The sequence below is a fragment of the Mycobacterium kyorinense genome, from assembly GCF_001672775.1.
GTDB classification, from domain to species: Bacteria; Actinomycetota; Actinomycetes; order Mycobacteriales; family Mycobacteriaceae; genus Mycobacterium; species Mycobacterium kyorinense_A.
The window spans coordinates 131714-151327 of the sequence record NZ_LZKJ01000116.1; the positions used below are offsets into that span (position 1 = coordinate 131714).

The following is a 19614-nucleotide window of genomic DNA, read 5'->3' on the forward strand; positions in this document are numbered from 1 at the left end:
ACAGCAGCTTCTCAGCCGTGCGAATTGGCGGGTCCGCCGCGCCCGATGGCAGGATGTCCGGTGATCGCCGACGTCGAGGAGTTATCGATGAATGTCCTGTCTGGGAGCGCCCTGCGCCGCAGCCTGCTGGGCGTGCTGACCGCCACTGCGCTGGGCGGCTCGGCGGCAGTCGCGTTGGCGGTGCCGTCGGCGGTCGGCGCGACGGATCCCTGCGCTGCCAGCGAGATGGCCCGGACCGTGAGCTCCGTCGCCAAGTCCACCGGTGACTATCTGGACTCGCATCCAGAAACCAACCAGGCGATGACCGCCATCATGCAGCAGCCCGCCGGCCCTCAATCGGTTGCGTCGCTGAAGACCTACTTCGAAGCCAACCCCAAGGTGGCCGGCGATTTGACGTCGATCTCGCAGCCGCTCACCGGCTTGTCGACCCGGTGCAAGCTGCCGATATCGATTCCCCAGGTGCTCGGAGCCATGCAGGCCGCGCAGGGCGGGCTGCCCGGTGGCCTGCCGGGAGGTGCGGCGGCCCAGACGGTCGCCGGGATGCAGGGCACTGCGCCAGCGGCGACGGGACCGCTTCCGGGTCCGCCCCCGGCCTCGTCAGCCCCGGGCAGGTAGCCGCTCAGCCCTCGTTGCGCACCGACTTCTTGGCGTGCTGCTCCAGCGGGGGCAGCGGGCCTTGCAACGCGTTGTCGGGCGGATCGGCCGGTGCGGTTCCGTTTTGCGGTGTCGCCGGCCCCGCGTGAGCCTGGTTGTCGGATTCCAACGCGTCGGGGTCGGCCTCGTTCTCGGTGCGGAACATGAAGAAGAACGCCACCCAGCCGATTGCGGCCAGCAACAACCAGCTGATCAGCCGGTAGATCAGCATCGCCGAGATCGCGGTGGGCAGCGTCATCCCGCTGGACACCAGGCCGGGCACCAGGACCGCTTCGACCACCAACAGTCCACCGGGCAGCAGCGGTATGGTGCCGACCGCGCGGGCCGCGGCGTAGGCGACGGTCAGCCCGGCCACCGAGGCATTACCGCCGGCGGCGTACGCGGCGAAACCCAGACAGGCCACGTCGGCGATCCAGTTGAACAGGGACCAACCGAATGCCAGGGACAGGTCGCGACGGCCCAGGCTGACCGACTCCAACTGGTGCAGCGTCTCGCGCCACTTGTCCAAACCTGTGGTGGCCGGCTTGCCGCGCACCGAGTTGATCCAGGACAACACCCGCACACCGATGCCGTCGATCAATTCCGGCCGCGATGCCACCGCCTGGGCGAGCAGCAACAACGCGACGAAGCCGCCGAGGGTGAACAGCAGCGAGAACGGGTTGTTTTTCGCGCCCAGGAAGAACGCGCCGCCTAGACCAAGCAGCGCCAACCCGACCGCCTGCAATACGCCCGACATCACCAGCTGCCACGACGCCACGACCGTCGACGCCCCCCAGATCCGTTGCTGGCGTAGCAGAAACGTGGCCGACAGCACCGGACCGCCGGGCAGCGTGGTGCTCAGCGAGTTGGCGGCGTAGAACGCGGCTTCCGACCGCCACTGCTTGACGTGCACTCCGGCGGATTTCAGCAGCGTGCGCTGGATCTGGGCGAAGCTGTGCATCGACGCGGCGGCGGCGAGCGCGGCGGCCAGCAGCCACCACCACTTGGCCGTGTAAAGGCTCTTCCACGCCTTGGCCAACTGGTCCCACACCAGGGCCACTTCGACGGCGAGCACGATCGCGACGATGCCCAGGACCACCCAACGAAGCCACCAATACTTGCCGCGGGCTGGTAGTTCCGGTTGACCGTCGACCGTTTTGGACGGTGCGTCGTGCGACACGTCGTTTAGGGTAGCCGCGCAGGTGGCGCCATGTTCGCTGCCGCGACCAGCCGTGTCGGCATCGGCACCGGTTTGTTAGCAGGCTGGCGCGCTCGGTTGACGATTACGCTTACCGGCATGCCGTCGATCGACGACTCGGTTGAACCTCTTGTCCGCAAGACCGCGGCCTGGGCCTGGCGATTATTGGTCATTCTGGCTGCCGTCGTCGCGTTCCTCTGGGTCGTCAAGAAGCTGGAAATCATCGTCGTCCCAGTGCTGCTGGCGTTGATGCTGAGCGCGCTGCTGGTGCCGGCGGTGGACTGGATGGACCGCCGGCGCGTGCCACGCGGCGCCGCGGTGACGCTGGTGCTGCTGGGCGGCTTTGCGGTGCTGGGCGGCATTTTGTCGTTCGTCATCACCCAGTTCGTCATCGGCTTGCCGGATTTGATCGACCGCGTCACGCAAAGCATCGATTCCACCCGCAAATGGCTGATCGAAGGCCCCCTACATGTGAGTCGTCAGCAAATCGACAACGCAGGCAATACCGCGATCGAGGCGCTGCAGAACAACCAGGCCAAGCTGACCAGCGGCGCGTTGTCCACAGCGGCGACGCTTACCGAGATCGTCACCGCCGGGCTGATGATGCTGTTCACGCTGATCTTCTTCCTCTACGGCGGCCGCAATATCTGGCAGTACGTCACCAAGATCTTTCCGGTCAGCGCGCGAGAACGGGTGCGTGAGGCAGGCCGGGCCGGATACGGGACGTTGATCGGTTACGTACGCGGCACCTCGCTGGTGGCGTTGGTCGACGCGGCGGGCGTGGGCATCGGTCTGGCGATCCTGGGTGTGCCGCTGGCTCTTCCGCTGGCCTCACTGGTGTTCCTCGGTGCCTTCATCCCGCTGGTCGGTGCCGTCATCAGCGGCTTTCTTGCCGTGGTTGTCGCTTTACTCGCAAAGGGATTCGTCTACGCGCTGATCACCTTGGGCATCATCGTCGGGGTCAACCAACTGGAGGCGCACATCCTGCAGCCGCTGGTGATGGGCCGGGCGGTAGCGATCCATCCGCTGGCGATCGTGTTGGCGATCTCGACCGGCGGCGTGCTGGCCGGGATCGTCGGCGCGCTGCTGTCCGTTCCGACGGTGGCGTTCCTCAATAACGCGTTCAAAGTGCTGCTCGCCCGGGAACCGTCGGAGGAGGCCGAGGAGCTCACCGAGAACGGCGACGGCATCATCGAGGCCGAACCCGACGACGTCGAGGCCGAGTCGGCGGCCGATCAGGCGGGCTAAAAGGCCCTGCATCGGCGCCGGGCTAAAACCTTCCTTCGCGGCGCAGCAGGTCCTGCGCGCTCAGGCCGCCGCCGCGGCGTCGCGGCCGCTCGGCATTGGGAGAATCCGCACCTCGAGAATTCAGTTTCTCGGTTGCCGCTTCGGAATCGCTGTCGTCCGGTGGCGCGATCGGGATCGCGGTGGTGGCATCGCCGTCGTCGGAGGATGCCTCCTCGGCAGGCCGGTCCTGGGACACCGGCGCGGCGTTGGCTGTATCGCGTGAATTAGCTTGCTGCTCAGCTTGTTTCGGGCCACGCAGCTCGCTGAGCCAGGATTCGATCTCGCGATCTTCCGCACCGGCGGGCGGTTCGCCCGTCGTGGGCCTACCGGTCGGCGCGGGTGGGCGTTCGCCGCCGCGGGCGGGAGCGGGTGCGGCATCCCGGGGCGTGGGGATGCGAGTGGTCGCCGGCTCGTCGGAGTTGTCCGGCTCCGGAACCCGCATCCGGGTGGTGCCGGCAGTCGAGGGTGCCTCCGGAACCGGCGGCCGCTGATCCGGCCGAACGGGCGGACGCCGACGGGCAGGCCCCTCCACCGGATGGGTGGGATCGTGCGGAGGTCGCGGCTTTGCGGCAGCCGGGACGAGCGCCGCGGCCGCGGCCTGCTGGGGCCGACGCTGTGTCGGCCGCTTGCGCTCGGCGGGCAGGTGGATCTCGCCCAGCCCCAGACGGTTCTGCAGTCGCTTCATCCAGCGCGGCGCCCACCAACAGTCGTCGCCGAGCAACTTCATCACCGACGGCACCAGGAACATCCGCACCACGGTGGCGTCCAGCAGCAGCGCCGCCATCAACCCGAACGCCAGGTATTTCATCATCACCAGGTCGGAGAACACGAACGAGCCGGCAACCACGGCAAGGATCAGCGCCGCCGCGGTGATCAGGCGGCCAGTCGTGGCGGTGCCGATCCGGATCGCCTCCGAGGTGGACATGCCGGATTCCCGCGCCTCCACCATCCGGGAAACCAGGAACACCTCGTAGTCGGTGGCCAAGCCCCAGCCGACCGCGACCACCAGCGCGATAACGACCACCATCAACGGCGTCGGAGTGAAGTTCAACAACCCCGCGCCGTGGCCGTCGACAAAGATCCAGGTCAGGATGCCCATCGTCGACCCGAGCGTCAACGCGCTCATCACCGCGGCCTTGAGCGGCAACACCACCGACCCGAACGCCAGGAACATCAACAGGGTGGTGGTGGTCAGCAGCAGCACCAGCATCAGGGGACCCTTTGCGGCCAGGGCGTGGATGCTGTCCTGCTCGAGCGCGGGGGTCCCACCGACCAGCAGGTTGAGCCCCTTGGGGACAGGGATCGCCCGCAGGTCTTTGATCTTTTGCGCGGCGTCGTTGCGGTTGACCAGGCCGTTCTCGATCACTCGGACCGATTTGTCCTTCGACGCACCCGGTAACTCGGGGCGTTCTTTCCACATGTCGGCCGGGTTGTCGTCGGGTTTGACGAATCCGCTGATCGCCATCGCCTTGTTGCGGACGTCGGCGACCTGTTGGTTGGTGACGTCCTTGTGGTTGTCGGATTCGATCACCAGCGTCAGCTTCTCGGTTCGGAAGCCGGGGAAGATTTTGTCGAACTGCTCTTGGGCCACCCGGGCGGAGTTGTCCGGTGGCAGGTACTTCTCGCTCATGCCGCCGAAGGACAGCTTGCCCAACGGGATGATCAGCAGAATCATCGCGATCACGATCGGGACGGCGAACGCCAGCGGGCGTTTCATCACGATGTTGACCAGCTTGCCCCAGAACTCGCCCTCGACTTCCTCGCGCGTCTTGGTCTTCTGGGTCTTGTCGGCCAGGAAATTCAGCCACCAGTTCATCGGCTTCCAGTTGCGGAAGAACGGCACCCGCAACAGGGTCCGCACCCCGAGCGCGTCGACGTTGGGGCCCAACACGCCCAGGCAGGCGGGCAGCAGCGTGATCGACAGCAGCGCCGCCAGCCCCACCGCCGCGAAGATCGCGTAGGTCAGCCCCTTCACGAAGGCCTGCGGCATCACCAGCAGCGCGGCGCCCGAGACGATGATCAGCACCGCGGAGAACACCACGGTCCGGCCCGCGGTCATCACACTGCGCCGCACCGCGGCCTCGGTGTCGTAGCCTTCGGCGATCTCCTCCCGGAAGCGGCTCACCACGAACAGCCCGTAGTCGATGGCGAGACCGAACCCGATCAGCGAGATCACCGGTTGGGCGAAGAAGTTCACCGGCCCGAAGAGAGTGACCACCCGCAGGATGCCCGTCGCCCCGGCGATGCTCAAACCGCCGACCATCACCGGCAGGCCGGCGGCGATCACCCCGCCGAACACGAAGAACAGCACCACTGCCACCAGCGGCAGCGCCAGGACCTCCATCCGCTTCTGGTCGGTGGCGATGGTGCCGGTCAGTGCGTCGGCGATCGGCTGCAACCCGGCCAGTTTGACCGTGCCGCCGTCGAGCTTTTGCAGGCTCGGTTCGACGGCCTGGTAATTCTTCAGGATGGTGTCGTCGTCGTCGCCCTTGAGCTGGATGGACGCGAACGCATGCTGTTTGTCGGCGTCGGCCATGTTGTGCAACGCCTCGGGGTTGGTGAAATATCCCACCCAACTGAGCACCTGGTCCGGATGGTCGCTTTTGACCTTGTTGAGCCCGTTTTTGATGCTGTCGAACCACTGCTTGTCGTCGACGGTCTTGCCCTTGGGCGCGGTGAATACCGCAACGACGTGGCTGGTGCGGTCGCGCCCGTACGCCTCGTCGCCGGCGATGGACGCCCGCACCGACTCGCTGCCCTCGTCGTAGAACCCGCTCTGGGTGACGTGCTTACCCAGACTCATCCCGAAAATGCCGCCGCCGAGGCAAAGCGCCACCATGACCCCGATTACGATGAACCGGTAGCGGTAGACAGTTCGTCCCCACCAGGCGAACACGTAAGCTCCTTACTGGATCTGCTGAAAAATCTCAGTGACCCGCGGCATATTTCTCCAGTTGTCACACACGCGAGGTCAGTAGCGACGACAGCGGCCGGAACGGCTGCAGCCACGCCCCCTGCTCAGGCAGCGAATCCAGTCCGATTCGCGGTAGCGGCTCCCGGAAAACACCAGGTATGTCCTCCAGGTCGACGAACTCCAAGGTATCCGACGCTAACGCCCAACTCGCGTGTTCGCGAAATCCGAGCACTTGAACGGGAACCCCGTCGCGGGCGATCTCTTCCAGCGGCTGACGGAAGGCCTGGCCATCCGCAGAGGCCACCACCAGCGCCGCCAGCCCCTCGCCCCGGCGCTGCGCGATGTGGTGGAGCATGTCGCTGTCGACGTCGCTGTCCTCGTCGATCTTCGGCTTGGCGAAGACGGCGAACCCCACATTGCGCAGGGCATCGACCCAGGGCCGGACCACCTCGGCGCTGCCCGGCGCGATGTTGGTGAACACGGTGGCTTCGGGTTCAGCCGAGCCGACTTCGCCTCCGGCGGTCACATCGGCGGTGCGGGACAGCAACCAGCGGCCGAGCGCGTCGAAGCGGGGCCGTTCCAGCGCCGTGGGCCGGCGGCCCAGGATGGAACCCAGGCCCATGTCCAGGTTGGGCGCATCCCACACCAGCAACACCCGCGACGCGGCCGGTGCCAGGTCGCCGATGTCGCCCCCGGGGGTGACCGGACCAGGTGTCTCGGCTTGTTCCGTCACGCTCATGGTTGGCGTCTTTCCCAGAGCAACTCGGTCACGGCGCTGCCGGCGTCGCGGGCCTTGGTCTCATATTTGGTGATCGGCCGAACAACCGAGATCGGCAGTCCCGGCGTATCAGGACTCAGCCGGCGCAGCTGAGGTTCGGCGTCGCCGACCTCGGCGATCTGCTCGGCGTAGCCGGAGTGATCGGTCGCGGCATGCAGCACCCCGCCGGGACGCAGTCGATCGGTGATCAGGGCCACAGTGGCCGGTTGCAGGAGCCGCCGCTTGTGGTGGCGGGCCTTGGGCCACGGATCCGGGAAGAACACCCGCACCCCGGTGAGCGTGGCGGGGGCGAGGAGATGCTCCAGCACGTCGACGGCATCCCCGCGGATCAAGCGGATGTTGGTGACGTCCTCGCGTTCGACGGCACTCAACAGCTGCGCCAGGCCACGGCGATACACCTCGACGGCGATCACATCGACGTCCGGCTCGGCCTGCGCCATGGCGAGCGTGGAAGTCCCAGTGCCACAACCGATTTCCAGAACCGTCGGGGCTTCACGCCCGAACCAGGCGCCAATGTCGAGCTGCCCGGCCGGGCCGTCGGGGCCGCGGGCGGCCATGCCGAGCTCCGGCCACAGCCGCTCCCAGGTCCGCTGCTGGGCATTGCTGAGGGCCGAACGCCGGGTGCGGAAGCTGGTCGTGCGGGGATAGCTGCCGGTCGTGGGCTGCGCTGACACCGCCGTATCGGGGCGTGCCTCTACCCCGGGCTGTGCATGCATTTGTCCATGGTTACCCATAAACCCAGCGGCTAGCCGTCCGTGGTGCAGATTGATACCCAACAGTTGCCTTCTCGCGTGGCGGGTGGCTCGCGGCCCGGTGTCGCAGATGCCACCATTCGATAGGTCCTGCCCGCCGGTTCCTCACCCCCGCTCAGCCAGAATGGCAGGCCGGGCAACCGACGACCATTCAGACCGCGCGGCGACGATGCGGACCGGCAGCGGTCCGAGGAGGAGCCGGGCAATCAGATCTAGCAGGCAGACATGATCGGACAGCGGTACCGGGACTTCGTCGACGAGCTGGCGCGATACATCGCCCAGACCGGCGACGAGCGATGCACGGGGATCGCGGAGCGGCTCGACGCGCCGGTGCGGGTGGCCGTCGGCGGGCGCGGCGGGGTGGGGCGCCGCACTGTCGCGCGGGCCCTCGCCCGCGCCGGGATCGTCGTGACGCCCTCTCCAGATGACGCCGATCTGCAGGTCTACGTTCTCGCCGAAGTGGTCAAACCCGAGGACCGCGACGCCGTCGGGGCCGCCCGCCAGCCGGTGCTGGCGGTGCTGAACAAGGCCGACGTCGTCGCCGGACCAACCGCTGCCCTGGGAGTACCTGTCGAACCCATGGTCGCGATGCTGGCCGTCGCCGTCCTCGACGGCCTGCTGGACGACACGCTGTGGGCTGCGTTGCGGATGCTCGCCGATCGGCCGGCCGACGTGAGCTCTCCGGACAGCTTCCTGACCGCCGACCATCCGCTGCCAGCGCAACTTCGGCGGCGGCTGCTGGACACGCTCGACCTCGTCGGGATCATCCAGGCGGCCGCCGCCCTCGCCCGCGGAGCCTCGACCGCGTCAATCGAGGCCGAGCTGCGCCGGCTGAGCCGCCTCGACGCCGTCGTCGCCGCCATCACGGCCGCCGGAGCCGGGGTGCGGTATCAGCGGCTGCTCGACGCCGTCGCCGACCTGGAGGCGATGGCCGTCACCGATTCATCGGTCGCGGCGTTTTTGGCCCGCGACCAGACGGTGATCGCCCGGATGGCCGCCGCGACCGACGTCGTCGAGGCCGCAGGCCTGCACGTCGACCGGTGCGACAGTCCCGCGGCGCTGTTGCGACGGGCGCTGCACTGGCAGCGGTACGGCCGGGGCCCGGTAACGAGCGTGCACCGCGCCTGCGGCGCCGACATCGCCAAGGGATCGTTGCGGCTTTGGTCGCAGGCCGGGGGGCCGCCGTGACGGACCCGGTTGTCGAGGTGGACGCGCTGGTCGGTGCCGTCGGTCCGCGGCTGACGGCACCTGTCGTTCAACGCCGCGACGTCGTGCTGGTCACCGGCCCCTGGCTCGCCGGAGTCAGCGGCGTGATCGCCGCGCTGCGCCAACGGCTGCCCCGGCACACATTCGTCGAATCCACCGACCTCGCAGCAGGCGAGGCGCCGACGGCGGTGGTGTTCGTGGTGTCCGCGGCCGCCGCGTTGACCGGATCCGACTGTGCCCTACTTGATGCCGCGGCCGCCGACACTGACGTGGTGATCGCCGTGGTGTCCAAGATCGACCGGCACCGCAATTGGCGCGAGACGCTGGCCGACGACCGCGACGCGCTGGCGCAGCACGCGCCGCGCTACCACCGGGTGCCGTGGGTGGGCGCAGCTGCGGCGCCGGAGGTCGGTGCGCCCCGGGTCGACGACCTGGTGGCCGCCGTCGATGAGCAACTGGCCGCTTCGGATATCGCGCGACGAAACCGGTTGCGGGCCTGGGAATCCCGGTTGCGGGCAGTCGCCTGCCGCTATGACCGGGAGGCCGAGGGTGCGGGTCGGCGCGCGCGCGTCGACAACCTCCGCGAGCAGCGCAGCACGCTGCTGCGGGAACGGCGGCTGTCCAAATCCGAGCGCAGCATCGCGCTGCGCAGCCAGACCCAGCAAGCCCGCGTCCAGCTGGCGTATTTCGCCCGCAATCGCTGCGCTTCCGTGCGCTCGGAGCTACAGGAGGATGCGGCCGGGCTGAGCCGGCGGAAGCTGGCCGAGTTCGAGGCCTACGCCCGCGGCCGCATCGAGCAGGTCGTCAGCGAGGTGGACGAGGGCATCACCGCGCATTTGGTCGATGTCGCCCACGTGCTGAATCTGGCAGTGGAGCCGCCACCGGGCGCGCTGCCCGAGATCGACATCCCGGCGCCGCCGTTGAAGTCGCGGCGGCTGGAAACCCGGCTGATGCTGTTGCTGGGCGCCGGCTTCGGGTTGGGTGTGGCGCTGACGCTGAGCCGGCTGCTGGTCGACTTGGCTCCGGGACTGACCGTGGCCAGCGCCGTCGGCTGTGTGCTGGTCGGATTGGCGGTCACCGTTCTGTTGGTGGGCACCCGCGGCTTGCTGGCCGACCGCGCGGTGCTCGACCGCTGGGTCGGCGAGGCGACGGGGTCGCTGCGGTCCGCAGTCGAGCAGCTCGTCGCTACCCGGGTGCTGGCCGCCGAATCGGCGCTGAGCGCAGCCCTCGGTGAACACGACGAGGCGGAAAGCACCCGGGTGGCCGAGCAGATCGGCGTCATCGACGCCGAGCTTCGCGAGCATGCCGTCGTCGCGGCACGAGCCGCTGCCCTGCGGGACCGGGAGATGCCGACACTGCAGGCGGCGCTCGACGCGATCCGCGACGAACTGGATGAGCCGCGTCCGGAGGCGTCGGGCGCCCCCGCCGAGACCGTGTCCGTGCCCACAGCTGGGGCAGATGAGGCGATCTGAATCGTTCCCGTGAGCTAGCTGATACACGCCCGCGCCATTTTGGGTATACGGCCCGCGATAACCTGTATTAAGGACTACCGCAAACCAGCTGCGCAACATCAACGCAGAAGAGTGCAGGAGATTTCGATGACCTCAGCGACCATTCCCGGTCTGGATACCGCGCCGACAAACCACCAGGGCCTGCTGTCCTGGGTGGCGGAGGTCGCCGAGCTTACCGAGCCCGAGCGGGTGGTGTTCGCCGACGGGTCCGACGAGGAGTGGCTGCGGCTGGCCGAGCAACTGGTCGAGGCGGGCACGTTCAAGCGGCTCAACCCGGAGAAGCGGCCCAACTCCTACCTGGCGCTGTCCGACCCGGCCGATGTGGCGCGCGTCGAATCCCGCACCTTCATCTGCACCGAGCAGGAAAGCGGTGCGGGGCCGACCAACAACTGGATGGACCCGGCCGAGATGCGCTCGATCATGACCGACCTCTACCGGGGTTGTATGCGCGGTCGCACCATGTGGGTGGTGCCGTTCTGCATGGGCCCGCTCGGCGCCGAAGACCCCAAGCTCGGGGTGGAGATCACCGATTCCGAGTACGTCGTCGTCTCGATGAAGGTGATGACCCGGATGGGCGCCGCCGCGCTGGAGAAGCTCGGCGACGACGGGTTTTTCGTCAAGGCGTTGCACTCCGTGGGGGCGCCGCTGGAGCCGGGGCAAAAAGACGTGCCGTGGCCGTGCAATGAGACCAAATACATCACCCACTTTCCGGAGACCCGCGAGATTTGGAGCTACGGCTCCGGATACGGCGGCAACGCGCTGCTGGGCAAGAAGTGCTACTCGCTGCGGATCGCTTCGGCGATGGCCCACGACGAGGGCTGGCTGGCCGAGCACATGCTGATCCTCAAGCTGATCTCACCGGAGAACAAGGCGTATTACTTCGCCGCCGCGTTCCCGTCGGCGTGCGGCAAGACCAACTTGGCAATGCTGCAGCCGACGATCCCCGGCTGGCGCGCTGAAACGCTCGGCGACGACATCGCCTGGATGCGGTTCGGCAAGGACGGCCGGCTCTACGCGGTCAACCCGGAGTACGGCTTCTTCGGCGTCGCCCCGGGCACCAACTGGAAGTCCAATCCCAACGCGATGCGCACGCTCGAGGCGGGCAACACCGTGTACACCAACGTCGCCCTCACCGACGACGGTGACGTGTGGTGGGAGGGCCTGGAGGGCGAGCCGGATCACCTGATCGACTGGAAGGGCCAGGACTGGATTATCCGCGAGACGGAAACCAAAGCCGCCCACCCGAACTCGCGGTACTGCACCCCGATGTCGCAGTGCCCGATCCTGGCGCCAGAATGGGACGACCCACAGGGCGTGCCGATCTCGGGCATCTTGTTCGGCGCGCGCCGCAAGACCACGGTGCCGCTGGTCACCCAGGCGCGCGACTGGCAGCACGGGGTGTTCATGGGTGCCACCATGGGCAGCGAGCAGACCGCGGCCGCCGAAGGCAAGGTCGGCACCGTGCGCCGCGACCCGATGGCGATGCTGCCGTTCTGCGGCTACCACGTCGGCGACTACTTCCAGCACTGGATCGACATCGGCAAGAACTCCGACGAGTCCAAGATGCCGAAGGTGTTCTTCGTGAACTGGTTCCGCCGCGGCGAGGACGGCAAGTTCCTGTGGCCGGGCTTCGGCGAGAACAGCCGGGTGCTGAAATGGATCGTCGACCGCATCGAGCACAGGGCCGGCGGCCAGGACACTCCGATCGGCATCGTGCCCACCGCTGACGACTTGGACCTCGAGGGTCTCGACGTCGACGCCGCCGATGTGGACCGGGCGTTGGCGGTCAACGCCGACGAATGGCGCGAAGAGCTGCCGATGATCGAGGAGTGGTTCGAGTTCGTCGGCGAAAAGCTGCCGACCGGCGTCAAAGACGAGTTCGAGGCGCTCAAACAGCGCCTGGGCTAGGTTCCCTTCCTGCGCGAGCGTGGGGTCACCTTCCTGCGCGAGCGTGCGTGTCCCCGGTCGACACGCCGGGGAAATTACCGCTTTTGCGCACGCTCGCGGCCGCCGACCGACCACTTGACACCCGTCAAGTTTGACGGCGGTACAGTCTGCGCATGCAGATCCGCGAGCACGTCGGCGCCCATAAACCCGCTGTCATCTTGCATCCGTCCGGCACCGTCATCACCTTCGACGAGCTGGAGGCTCGGGCCAATCGACTGGCGCACTACTTCCGCCGGGCCGGTCTGGCCGAGGGCGACGTCGTCGCGATCCTCATGGAGAACAATGAGCACATTCACGCGATCATGTGGGCGGCGCGGCGCAGCGGGTTGTACTACGTCCCGATCAACACCCACCTGACCGCGGCGGAGGCTGCGTACATCGTCGACAACAGCGCCGCCAAGGCGATCATCGGCTCGGCCGCGCTGCGCAAGACGTGTGAGAACTTGGCCGAGCACTTACCGGGCGGCCTGCCCGAGCTATTGCTGATCGCCGACGATGACCTCCCCGGCTGGCAGCGCTACCCGGAATGCGTTGCCGATCAACCGGATACACCGGTTGACGACGAGATCGAAGGTGATCTGCTGCAGTACTCGTCGGGCACCACGGGTCGGCCCAAAGGCATCAAACGCGAACTGCCGCATGTGCCGCCGTCGGAGGCACCCGGCATGATGTCGATGCTGGTGTCGGTTTGGATGACGCCCGAATCCGTCTACTTGAGTCCAGCGCCGCTGTATCACACCGCCCCGTCAGTGTGGTCGATGAGCGCGCAGGCCGCCGGCATCACCACGGTAGTGCTGGAGAAATTCGATCCCGAAGGCTGCCTCGATGCCATCCAGCGCCACCGGGTCACTCACGCTCAATTCGTTCCCGCTCACTTCACTCGCATGATGAAATTGCCCGCGGCGGTGCGCAGTTCGTACGACATGTCGTCACTGCAGCGCGTGATGCACGCGGCGGCGCCCTGTCCAGTAGAGATCAAGCAGCAGATGATCGACTGGTGGGGGCCGATCATCGACGAGTACTACGCCTCCTCCGAGGCGCACGGTTCGACGCTGATCAGCGCCGACGAATGGCTGGCTCACCCCGGCTCGGTCGGCAAGCCGATGATGTGCGTGGTGCACATCCTCGACGAGAATGGCAACAAGTTGCCGCCGAATCAGGCCGGCGAAATCTACTTCGAGGGCGGCAACGCCTTCGAGTACCTCAACGACCCGGACAAGACGGCCAAGTCGCGCGACAAGCACGGTTGGGCGACCGTCGGCGACGTCGGCTACCTCGACGACGAAGGCTACCTGTACCTGACCGACCGCCGTCACCACATGATCATCTCCGGCGGCGTGAACATCTACCCGCAAGAAGCCGAGAACCTGCTCGTCACCCATCCCAAAGTCCTTGACGCTGCGGTCTTCGGCATCCCCGACGACGAGATGGGTCAAAGCGTCAAGGCGGTGGTGCAGACTCTCGACCCCGCCGATGCCACCGATCAGTTCGCCGACGAGCTGCTGGGCTGGCTGCGAGATCGGCTGGCGCACTACAAATGCCCGCGGTCGGTATCGTTCGAGGCGCAGTTGCCGCGCACCGAAACCGGCAAAATGTTCAAAGGCGAACTGGTCAAGAAGTATTCGGTGTGACCCTCGTCGAGTTGCCCGCCGGAATCGTTATCGGTACTGCCAGTGAAAGCGCCAGTGACGAAACGACTTTCACGCTGACAGAGGATCCGTGCGACGATCGGCGAGTGGTCACCGTGCCGTCAGTCGAGGCGACGGTGACCGAACTCGCTGCGCGGCTGGAACGTTGGCCTCTTGCTGCGGCGGTATGCGACGACGTGCTGCGGTCCATCGATCCGGACGGCTCGACGTTGGCCGGCGTGGTCACCGAGTCGCTGGCCTATTCCACGTTGCAGTCCGGCCCGGAGTTCACCCGGTGGCTTGCCGAGCGGGGAACGGTCCGAATGCCCGATATTGCCGATCCGGTCCGGGCCCACCGCGACGGCAACACGCTGCGCATCGCCTTCAACCGACCGTCGCGCCACAACGCGTTTTCCACCGACGCCCGCGCCGCACTGCTGGAGGCCCTGGCCGTGGCGCAACTCGACCCGTCGGTCGACGAGGTGGTGCTCAGCGGAAACGGGCCGTCGTTTTGCAGCGGCGGGGACCTCGCGGAATTCGGCAGCTTCGCCGATCCGGCCAGCGCCCATCTGGCCCGCACCCGCCACAGTCCCGCCGTGGTGCTCGATGCGTTGACCACCCGGCTCGGACCCTCCTGCCGCGCCGAGGTGCACGGTCAGGTGCTGGGCAGCGGATTGGAGATGGCGGCGTTCTGCGGTCGGGTTGACACGCAACCGGATTCGGTCTTCGGACTGCCTGAGTTAAGCCTCGGCCTGATCCCGGGCGCGGGCGGCACCGTCAGCGTCACACGCCGGATCGGTCGTTGGCGCACCGCGTATTTGGTGCTGTCGGGCCGCACAATCGATGCTGCGACGGCGCTGGCGTGGGGGTTGGTGGACGCGGTCGGCTAGCCGGCTGCAGCCAGCCGAGTTGCCAGCTTGACGCACGCAGCCCGCGGAAAACCGTGGAAAAACTGGCCACTGGGGACGTGAGCACTAGATCCCGCCGCGCGCAACCAGTTGTCCGGCAATGACATTGCGCTGGATCTCGTTGGTGCCTTCGCCGACAATCATCAGCGGCGCGTCGCGAAAGTACCGCTCGACGTCGTACTCGGTGGAGTAGCCGTAGCCGCCGTGAATGCGGACGGCATTCAGGGCGATTTCCATCGCCACCTCCGAGGCGAACAGCTTGGCCATTCCGGCCTCCATGTCGCAGCGCTCGCCGCTGTCGTAGCGCTCGGCGGCATAACGCGTGAGCTGACGCGCGGCGGTGAGCTTGGTAGCCATGTCGGCCAGATAGTTGCCGACGGCCTGATGTTTCCAGATCGGCTTGCCGAAGCTTTCCCGCTGCTGGGCATAAGCCAGCGCATCATCGAGAGCAGCAGTCGCCACCCCCAACGCTCGCGAAGCCACCTGAATACGGCCAGTTTCAAGGCCTTTCATCATCTGCCCGAAGCCCCGACCCGGCGTGCCGCCGAGTACGGCCGACGAAGGCACGCGGTAGCCGTCGAATGACAGCTCGCAGCTTTCGACGCCCTTGTAGCCGAGTTTGGGCAGATCCCGCGAGATCGTCAGGCCCGGCCCAGGTTCGACAAGGACCACCGAGATGCCTGAATGACGTGGTGTCGCTTGCGGATCGGTCTTACACAGCAACGCGATGAGGCCAGAACGCCGGGCATTGCTGATCCAGGTCTTGGACCCGTTGATTACCAGCTCGTCGCCGTCGGGCAGGGCGGTCGTCGACATGTTCTGCAGATCCGAGCCGCCACCCGGCTCGGTGAGTGCCATCGTGGCCCGAAGCTCGCCGGTGGCCATCGCCGGCAGATAGCGACGCTGCTGTTCCTCGGTGCCGAACTGGGTGAGCAGCTTGGCGACGACGGTGTGCCCACCCATCGCACCGGCCAGGCTCATCCAGCCGCGCGCCAGCTCCTGGGTGACCAGCACGTAGCACGGCATTGACACCGGCGACCCGCCATACTCCTCGGGGACGGCCAGGCCGTAGATGCCGATGCGCTTCATCTGCTCGATCCACGCTTCGGGATACTCGTTGGCATGCTCGACTTCGCGCACCGTCGGCCTGACCTCTTTGTCGATGAATCCACGCACCGTCTCGACAAGCATCGTCTCTTCGTCGCTCAGCCCGCTCATACGGCCATGCTGACACGGCTGACAACCCGATGAGCGGCGGCCCGTACTTCGACGATCTGCACGTCGGCCAGGTCTTTCCCGCCGCTCCCGCGATGACGTTGACCCCCGGCGCGGCCGCCGTCCATCAGAGCATCCTCGGCGATCGGCTGCGGTTGCCGCTGGATGCCGAGTTGTCGCTGGCCGTCACCGGGTCGCCTGCGCCGCTGGCCCACCCCGGTCTGGTCTGCGACGTCGCCATCGGCCAGTCGACATTGGTGACCCAGCACGTCAAGGCCAACCTGTTCTACCGCGGCCTGGTGTTCTACCGCTTCCCCGCCATCGGCGACAGCTTGTTCACCCGCACCGAGGTCGTGGGCCTGAAGAAAAACTCGGCCAAACCCGGACGGGCGCCCACCGGCCTGGTGGCCTTGCGGATGACCACCATCGACCAGGCCGACCGCTTGGTCCTCGACTTTTATCGCTGCGCGATGCTGCCGTTGAGCCCGGAGGCCGAACCGAACGCCGCGGAGCACACCGACGACCTGTCCACAGTCGGCGCCGATCTGACGCCGCCACCGCCGGCCACCGACGAGTGGAACGGCGAGGTATTCCGCCAGCGCATCCCGGGCCCCCATTTCGATCCCACCATGGCCGGGATGGTGCTGCACAGTAGCGGCGACGTCGTCAGCAGTGCACCCGAACTGGCTCGACTGACGCTGAATATCGCCGCGGTGCATCATGATTCGCGTATCGGCGGGCGTCGGCTGGTGTACGGCGGGCACACTATCGGGCTGGCTTTGGCGCAGGCCACCCGGCTGCTGCCGAACCTGGCCACCGTGTTGAGCTGGCAGTCCTGCGACCACACCGCTCCGGTGTACGAGGGCGACACACTGCACAGCGAGCTGCATGTCGAGTCCGCCGAAGCGACCGATCGTGGCGGCTTGTTGAGACTGCGGTCGGTGGTCTATGCCGCCGGCGATACCGAAGCCGACCGGCAGGTGCTGGATTGGCGGTTTACCGCGCTGCAGTTCTGACCAGCGGGGCACTTTTGCGGCTGCTCGCGGCGGAAAAGGACAATAGCGAAGTGGATTCGGTCTCGATCGACTGGGCCGGCAGCGGGTTGGCCCAGCTGACCGGTCAGCCTGACGGCCCGGCTGACTTCTCCCGTTCGGCGGTGCTGGCCGAGGCCCGGCGGGTCACCGCAGACATCGCTGAACTCACCGCCGTCGAGATCGATGCCGCCACCGTGTTGGCCGGCCGCGCGGCGCTGCTCGGGCTGACGCGGCAGGGGCGTGTCTCGGCGGGCGGTGCGACGCGGCTGTTGTCTACCGCCGACGGCTGGTGCGCGATCTCGCTGCCTCGCGCCGACGACGTCGAGGCGCTGCCCGCGCTGCTGGAAACTCATACGGTTCCCGCCGACCCGTGGCCAGCGCTAACACATTGGGCCGCAGCACATTCCACGCAGGCTGTGGTCGCCCGCGCTCTGCTGCTGGATATCGCCGCCGCGGCATTGAACGAGTCCCCGCCGACGGCGCCGACGGTGCAGCCGATCGGTAGCGGCACCGAACCGCGCAGACCCGACGGGTTGCTGGTCGCCGACCTGTCGTCGCTGTGGGCGGGACCGCTGTGCGCCCAGTTGCTCGCCCGTGCTGGCGCCATCGTGGTCAAAGTGGAGACGTTTGCCCGCCCCGATGGCACCCGTCGTGGCGAACCGGCGTTCTTCGACTGGATGAACTTCGGAAAGCTGTGCTACGCAGTAGAGTTCGATAATGATCGGCAGGCGCTGCGCGATCTTGTGACAGCAGCCGACGTCGTGATCGAGGGTTCGCGCCCGGCTGCGCTGCGACGGCGCCGGCTCAGTGTCGACGACATACCCGACCGCCCCGGCCGGGTCTGGCTGCGCGTCGGCGGTTATGCCGGACAGCCGGACCGGCCGGCGTTCGGCGACGACGCCGCGGTCGCCGGTGGGCTCGTCGGCGTGGGCGCCGACGGGCCGGTGTTCTGCGGCGACGCGATCGCCGACCCGCTCAGCGGCCTGGAGGCCGCGCGGGCGGTGGCGCAGTCACTACGCCGGGGCGGCGGGGAACTGATCGACGTGTCGATGGCCGGCGTGGCTGCACGCTATGCCGCACTGCCACAGGCGTCGTCGGCGTGCGAGGCACCCGTCGCGCCTCCGCGGCCGCCGCCACCAGTCCCGCCGGCATCACCGCTGGGCGCCGACAACGCCGCGGTGCAACGCATTGTCAGTGAAAAGCGCAGTGCGCCATGCTGATTCGACGCGCGACCCGGCTCGACGGCGCCGTGCTCGATATCCGGGTCGGCGCGCAGATCGACGACGTGGATGACCAACTCACACGGCTGCCCGGCGAAGACGTGTTCGATGCACGCGGCGGAACCGTGCTGCCCGGCCTGCACGACCACCACGTCCACCTGCACTCCGCCGCGGCCGCCACGACATCGGTGCAGGCCGGGCCGCCGGCGGTGCGGGACCGCCGGGCCCTCGCCGACGCCCTGGCCACCGCCGAAGCCGGCGACGACGGTTGGATCCGCGCCGTGGGCTACCACGACTCGGTTGCCGGGCCGTTGGACCGGACGACGCTGGATGCTCTGGCACCGAGGGTTCCGCTGCGGATACAGCACCGCAGCGGCGTGCTGTGGGTCCTCAACTCCGCAGGTCTGGCCCGCATCGGGCTGCCCGACCATCCCGACGGTCGGGTGCGCAGCGCCGACCCGATCTGGTCGAATGCGCTGCGCCGGCGACAGACCGATCTCGCTGACTTCAGCCGTCGGTTGAGCCGTTACGGTGTTACCGGAATCACTGACGCCACACCGGATCTCGACATCGCGGCCATCGTGCAACTGAAAGAGCTGCAGCGCCGGGGCGCCCTGCGTCAACGTGTGCATTGTCTGTCGCCGGGCAAACGCATCCTGCACGACGACAACCTCGACCTCGAGGAGCTGGCCGACTGGATTGCCGAGCGGCACCACAGCGGCGGCCCCGTCGCCGTGCACTGCGTGACGGCCGCCCAATTGGTCGTGACGATCGCGGCCTTGCGTCAGGCGGGCTCGCATCCACGTGACCGCATCGAACACGCCGCGATGGTGCCATCTGATGCCCTCGACGATCTCGCCGAACTCGGCGTGACGGTGGTGACCCAACCCAACTTTGTCGCCGAGCGCGGCGACCAGTACCTCGCCGAGGTGCCCGCCGTCGAACACCACCAACTGTGGCGGGTCGCGTCGCTGCTGCTAGCCGGAATCCCCGTCGCACTGTCGACCGACATGCCCTTCGGCCAGGGCGACCCGTGGGCGGCCATGCGGGCCGCCGTACACCGCACTACCCCCAGCGGCGCTGTGCTCAACGCCAGCGAATGCATCCCGCAGCGACGGGCGGTGATGATGTTTTTGGGTTGGCCCGAACATCCCAGCCGCGTTCGCACCGTCGAACCGGGACAGCCGGGCGACTTGTGCCTGCTGACTGCCCCGCCCGAAGCCGCGCTGGCCGAACTGGAGGCCGAACTCGTTGCCGCAACCATCATCGGCGGCGAGATCGTCTACGCGCGTTCTTAGCCGCGAGCGTGTTGCTCCTATGTCAAGCGGCCGCGTGTCGTGGTGGTTGAAGGTTGGTTTGGTGGTCGGTGCGTAAGCGTTGAAC

General features: G+C 67.5%; 15 protein-coding genes. 10 read left to right on the forward strand and 5 right to left on the reverse strand.

Going from position 1 to position 19614, the window contains the following annotated elements:
• Positions 1–87 precede the first annotated feature (87 nt).
• Entirely contained in the window at positions 88–615 is a 528-nt protein-coding gene (locus A5707_RS12800) for a hemophore (protein ID WP_065014857.1), read from the forward strand.
• A 4-nt stretch (positions 616–619) separates the two neighbouring features.
• Here A5707_RS12800 and A5707_RS12805 read toward each other — a convergent pair whose 3' ends face one another.
• The gene (locus A5707_RS12805; RefSeq protein ID WP_065014820.1) at positions 620–1813 is read right to left on the reverse strand and encodes a TIGR00374 family protein; all 1194 of its coding nucleotides are present in this window, start codon (positions 1811–1813) and stop codon (positions 620–622) included.
• Between the two features lie 117 nt (positions 1814–1930).
• Between A5707_RS12805 and A5707_RS12810 the strand changes: the two genes are divergently transcribed.
• Positions 1931–3079, forward strand: coding sequence for an AI-2E family transporter (locus A5707_RS12810; protein WP_065014858.1), 1149 nt, complete (start codon positions 1931–1933; stop codon positions 3077–3079).
• 22 nt (positions 3080–3101) lie between these two features.
• On the opposite strand, the gene A5707_RS12815 is transcribed toward A5707_RS12810, so the two are convergent.
• The 3 genes from A5707_RS12815 to trmB form a co-directional block, all read right to left on the reverse strand.
• Positions 3102–6014 carry an MMPL family transporter gene (locus A5707_RS12815; RefSeq protein WP_065014821.1) on the reverse strand — a complete coding sequence of 971 codons (2913 nt, stop codon included), beginning with the start codon at positions 6012–6014 and terminating at the stop codon, positions 3102–3104.
• Positions 6015–6075: 61 nt separating this feature from the next.
• Entirely contained in the window at positions 6076–6771 is a 696-nt protein-coding gene (locus A5707_RS12820; protein ID WP_065014822.1) for an NYN domain-containing protein, read from the reverse strand.
• A complete protein-coding gene (trmB, locus tag A5707_RS12825) occupies positions 6768–7544 on the reverse strand; it encodes a tRNA (guanosine(46)-N7)-methyltransferase TrmB (RefSeq protein WP_065014823.1) in 777 nt (258 codons plus the stop codon). Before trmB ends, A5707_RS12820 begins: the two co-directional genes overlap by 4 nt.
• 243 nt (positions 7545–7787) lie before the next feature.
• Here trmB and A5707_RS12830 point away from each other — a divergent pair, with 243 nt between their 5' ends.
• The 5 genes from A5707_RS12830 to A5707_RS12850 all read left to right on the forward strand — a co-directional run bounded on the left by A5707_RS12830 (position 7788) and on the right by A5707_RS12850 (position 14744).
• Positions 7788–8750, forward strand: a complete 963-nt coding sequence (locus tag A5707_RS12830) for a hypothetical protein (protein ID WP_065014824.1) — start codon at positions 7788–7790, stop codon at positions 8748–8750.
• A complete protein-coding gene (locus A5707_RS12835; protein ID WP_197495320.1) occupies positions 8747–10240 on the forward strand; it encodes a hypothetical protein in 1494 nt (497 codons plus the stop codon). The genes A5707_RS12830 and A5707_RS12835 overlap by 4 nt, the downstream gene beginning before the upstream one ends.
• A gap of 126 nt (positions 10241–10366) precedes the next feature.
• A complete protein-coding gene (locus A5707_RS12840) occupies positions 10367–12187 on the forward strand; it encodes a phosphoenolpyruvate carboxykinase (GTP) (protein WP_065014859.1) in 1821 nt (606 codons plus the stop codon).
• A 152-nt stretch (positions 12188–12339) separates the two neighbouring features.
• Positions 12340–13857: a fatty-acid--CoA ligase FadD4 gene (gene fadD4, locus A5707_RS12845; protein WP_065014826.1), complete on the forward strand. Its 1518-nt coding sequence runs from the start codon at positions 12340–12342 to the stop codon at positions 13855–13857.
• Positions 13854–14744, forward strand: a complete 891-nt coding sequence (locus tag A5707_RS12850) for an enoyl-CoA hydratase/isomerase family protein (RefSeq protein ID WP_065014827.1) — start codon at positions 13854–13856, stop codon at positions 14742–14744. Before fadD4 ends, A5707_RS12850 begins: the two co-directional genes overlap by 4 nt.
• An 84-nt stretch (positions 14745–14828) precedes the next feature.
• Here A5707_RS12850 and A5707_RS12855 read toward each other — a convergent pair whose 3' ends face one another.
• Positions 14829–15980: an acyl-CoA dehydrogenase family protein gene (locus A5707_RS12855; protein ID WP_065014828.1), complete on the reverse strand. Its 1152-nt coding sequence runs from the start codon at positions 15978–15980 to the stop codon at positions 14829–14831.
• A 29-nt stretch (positions 15981–16009) separates the two neighbouring features.
• On the opposite strand from A5707_RS12855, the gene A5707_RS12860 reads away from it, so the two are divergent.
• The 3 genes from A5707_RS12860 to A5707_RS12870 are packed head-to-tail and all read left to right on the forward strand — an operon-like array spanning position 16010 to position 19529.
• On the forward strand, positions 16010–16993 hold the full coding sequence (locus A5707_RS12860; RefSeq protein WP_065014829.1) for a MaoC family dehydratase: 984 nt from the start codon (positions 16010–16012) through the stop codon (positions 16991–16993).
• A 50-nt stretch (positions 16994–17043) separates the two neighbouring features.
• Entirely contained in the window at positions 17044–18231 is a 1188-nt protein-coding gene (locus A5707_RS12865; RefSeq protein WP_065014860.1) for a CoA transferase, read from the forward strand.
• Positions 18225–19529 carry an amidohydrolase family protein gene (locus tag A5707_RS12870; protein ID WP_065014830.1) on the forward strand — a complete coding sequence of 435 codons (1305 nt, stop codon included), beginning with the start codon at positions 18225–18227 and terminating at the stop codon, positions 19527–19529. Before A5707_RS12865 ends, A5707_RS12870 begins: the two co-directional genes overlap by 7 nt.
• Positions 19530–19614 lie beyond the last annotated feature (85 nt).

Bases quoted from the DNA above. Each gene is read 5' to 3' on its own strand.
- A5707_RS12800 (WP_065014857.1), top strand. From the start codon at position 88: ATGAATGTCCTGTCTGGGAGCGCCCTGCGCCGCAGCCTGCTGGGCGTG.
- A5707_RS12810 (WP_065014858.1), top strand. From the start codon at position 1,931: ATGCCGTCGATCGACGACTCGGTTGAACCTCTTGTCCGCAAGACCGCG.
- A5707_RS12820 (WP_065014822.1), bottom strand. From the start codon at position 6,771: ATGAGCGTGACGGAACAAGCCGAGACACCTGGTCCGGTCACCCCCGGG.
- trmB (WP_065014823.1), bottom strand. From the start codon at position 7,544: ATGGGTAACCATGGACAAATGCATGCACAGCCCGGGGTAGAGGCACGC.
- A5707_RS12830 (WP_065014824.1), top strand. From the start codon at position 7,788: ATGATCGGACAGCGGTACCGGGACTTCGTCGACGAGCTGGCGCGATAC.
- A5707_RS12840 (WP_065014859.1), top strand. From the start codon at position 10,367: ATGACCTCAGCGACCATTCCCGGTCTGGATACCGCGCCGACAAACCAC.
- fadD4 (WP_065014826.1), top strand. From the start codon at position 12,340: ATGCAGATCCGCGAGCACGTCGGCGCCCATAAACCCGCTGTCATCTTG.
- A5707_RS12855 (WP_065014828.1), bottom strand. From the start codon at position 15,980: ATGAGCGGGCTGAGCGACGAAGAGACGATGCTTGTCGAGACGGTGCGT.
- A5707_RS12860 (WP_065014829.1), top strand. From the start codon at position 16,010: ATGAGCGGCGGCCCGTACTTCGACGATCTGCACGTCGGCCAGGTCTTT.
- A5707_RS12870 (WP_065014830.1), top strand. From the start codon at position 18,225: ATGCTGATTCGACGCGCGACCCGGCTCGACGGCGCCGTGCTCGATATC.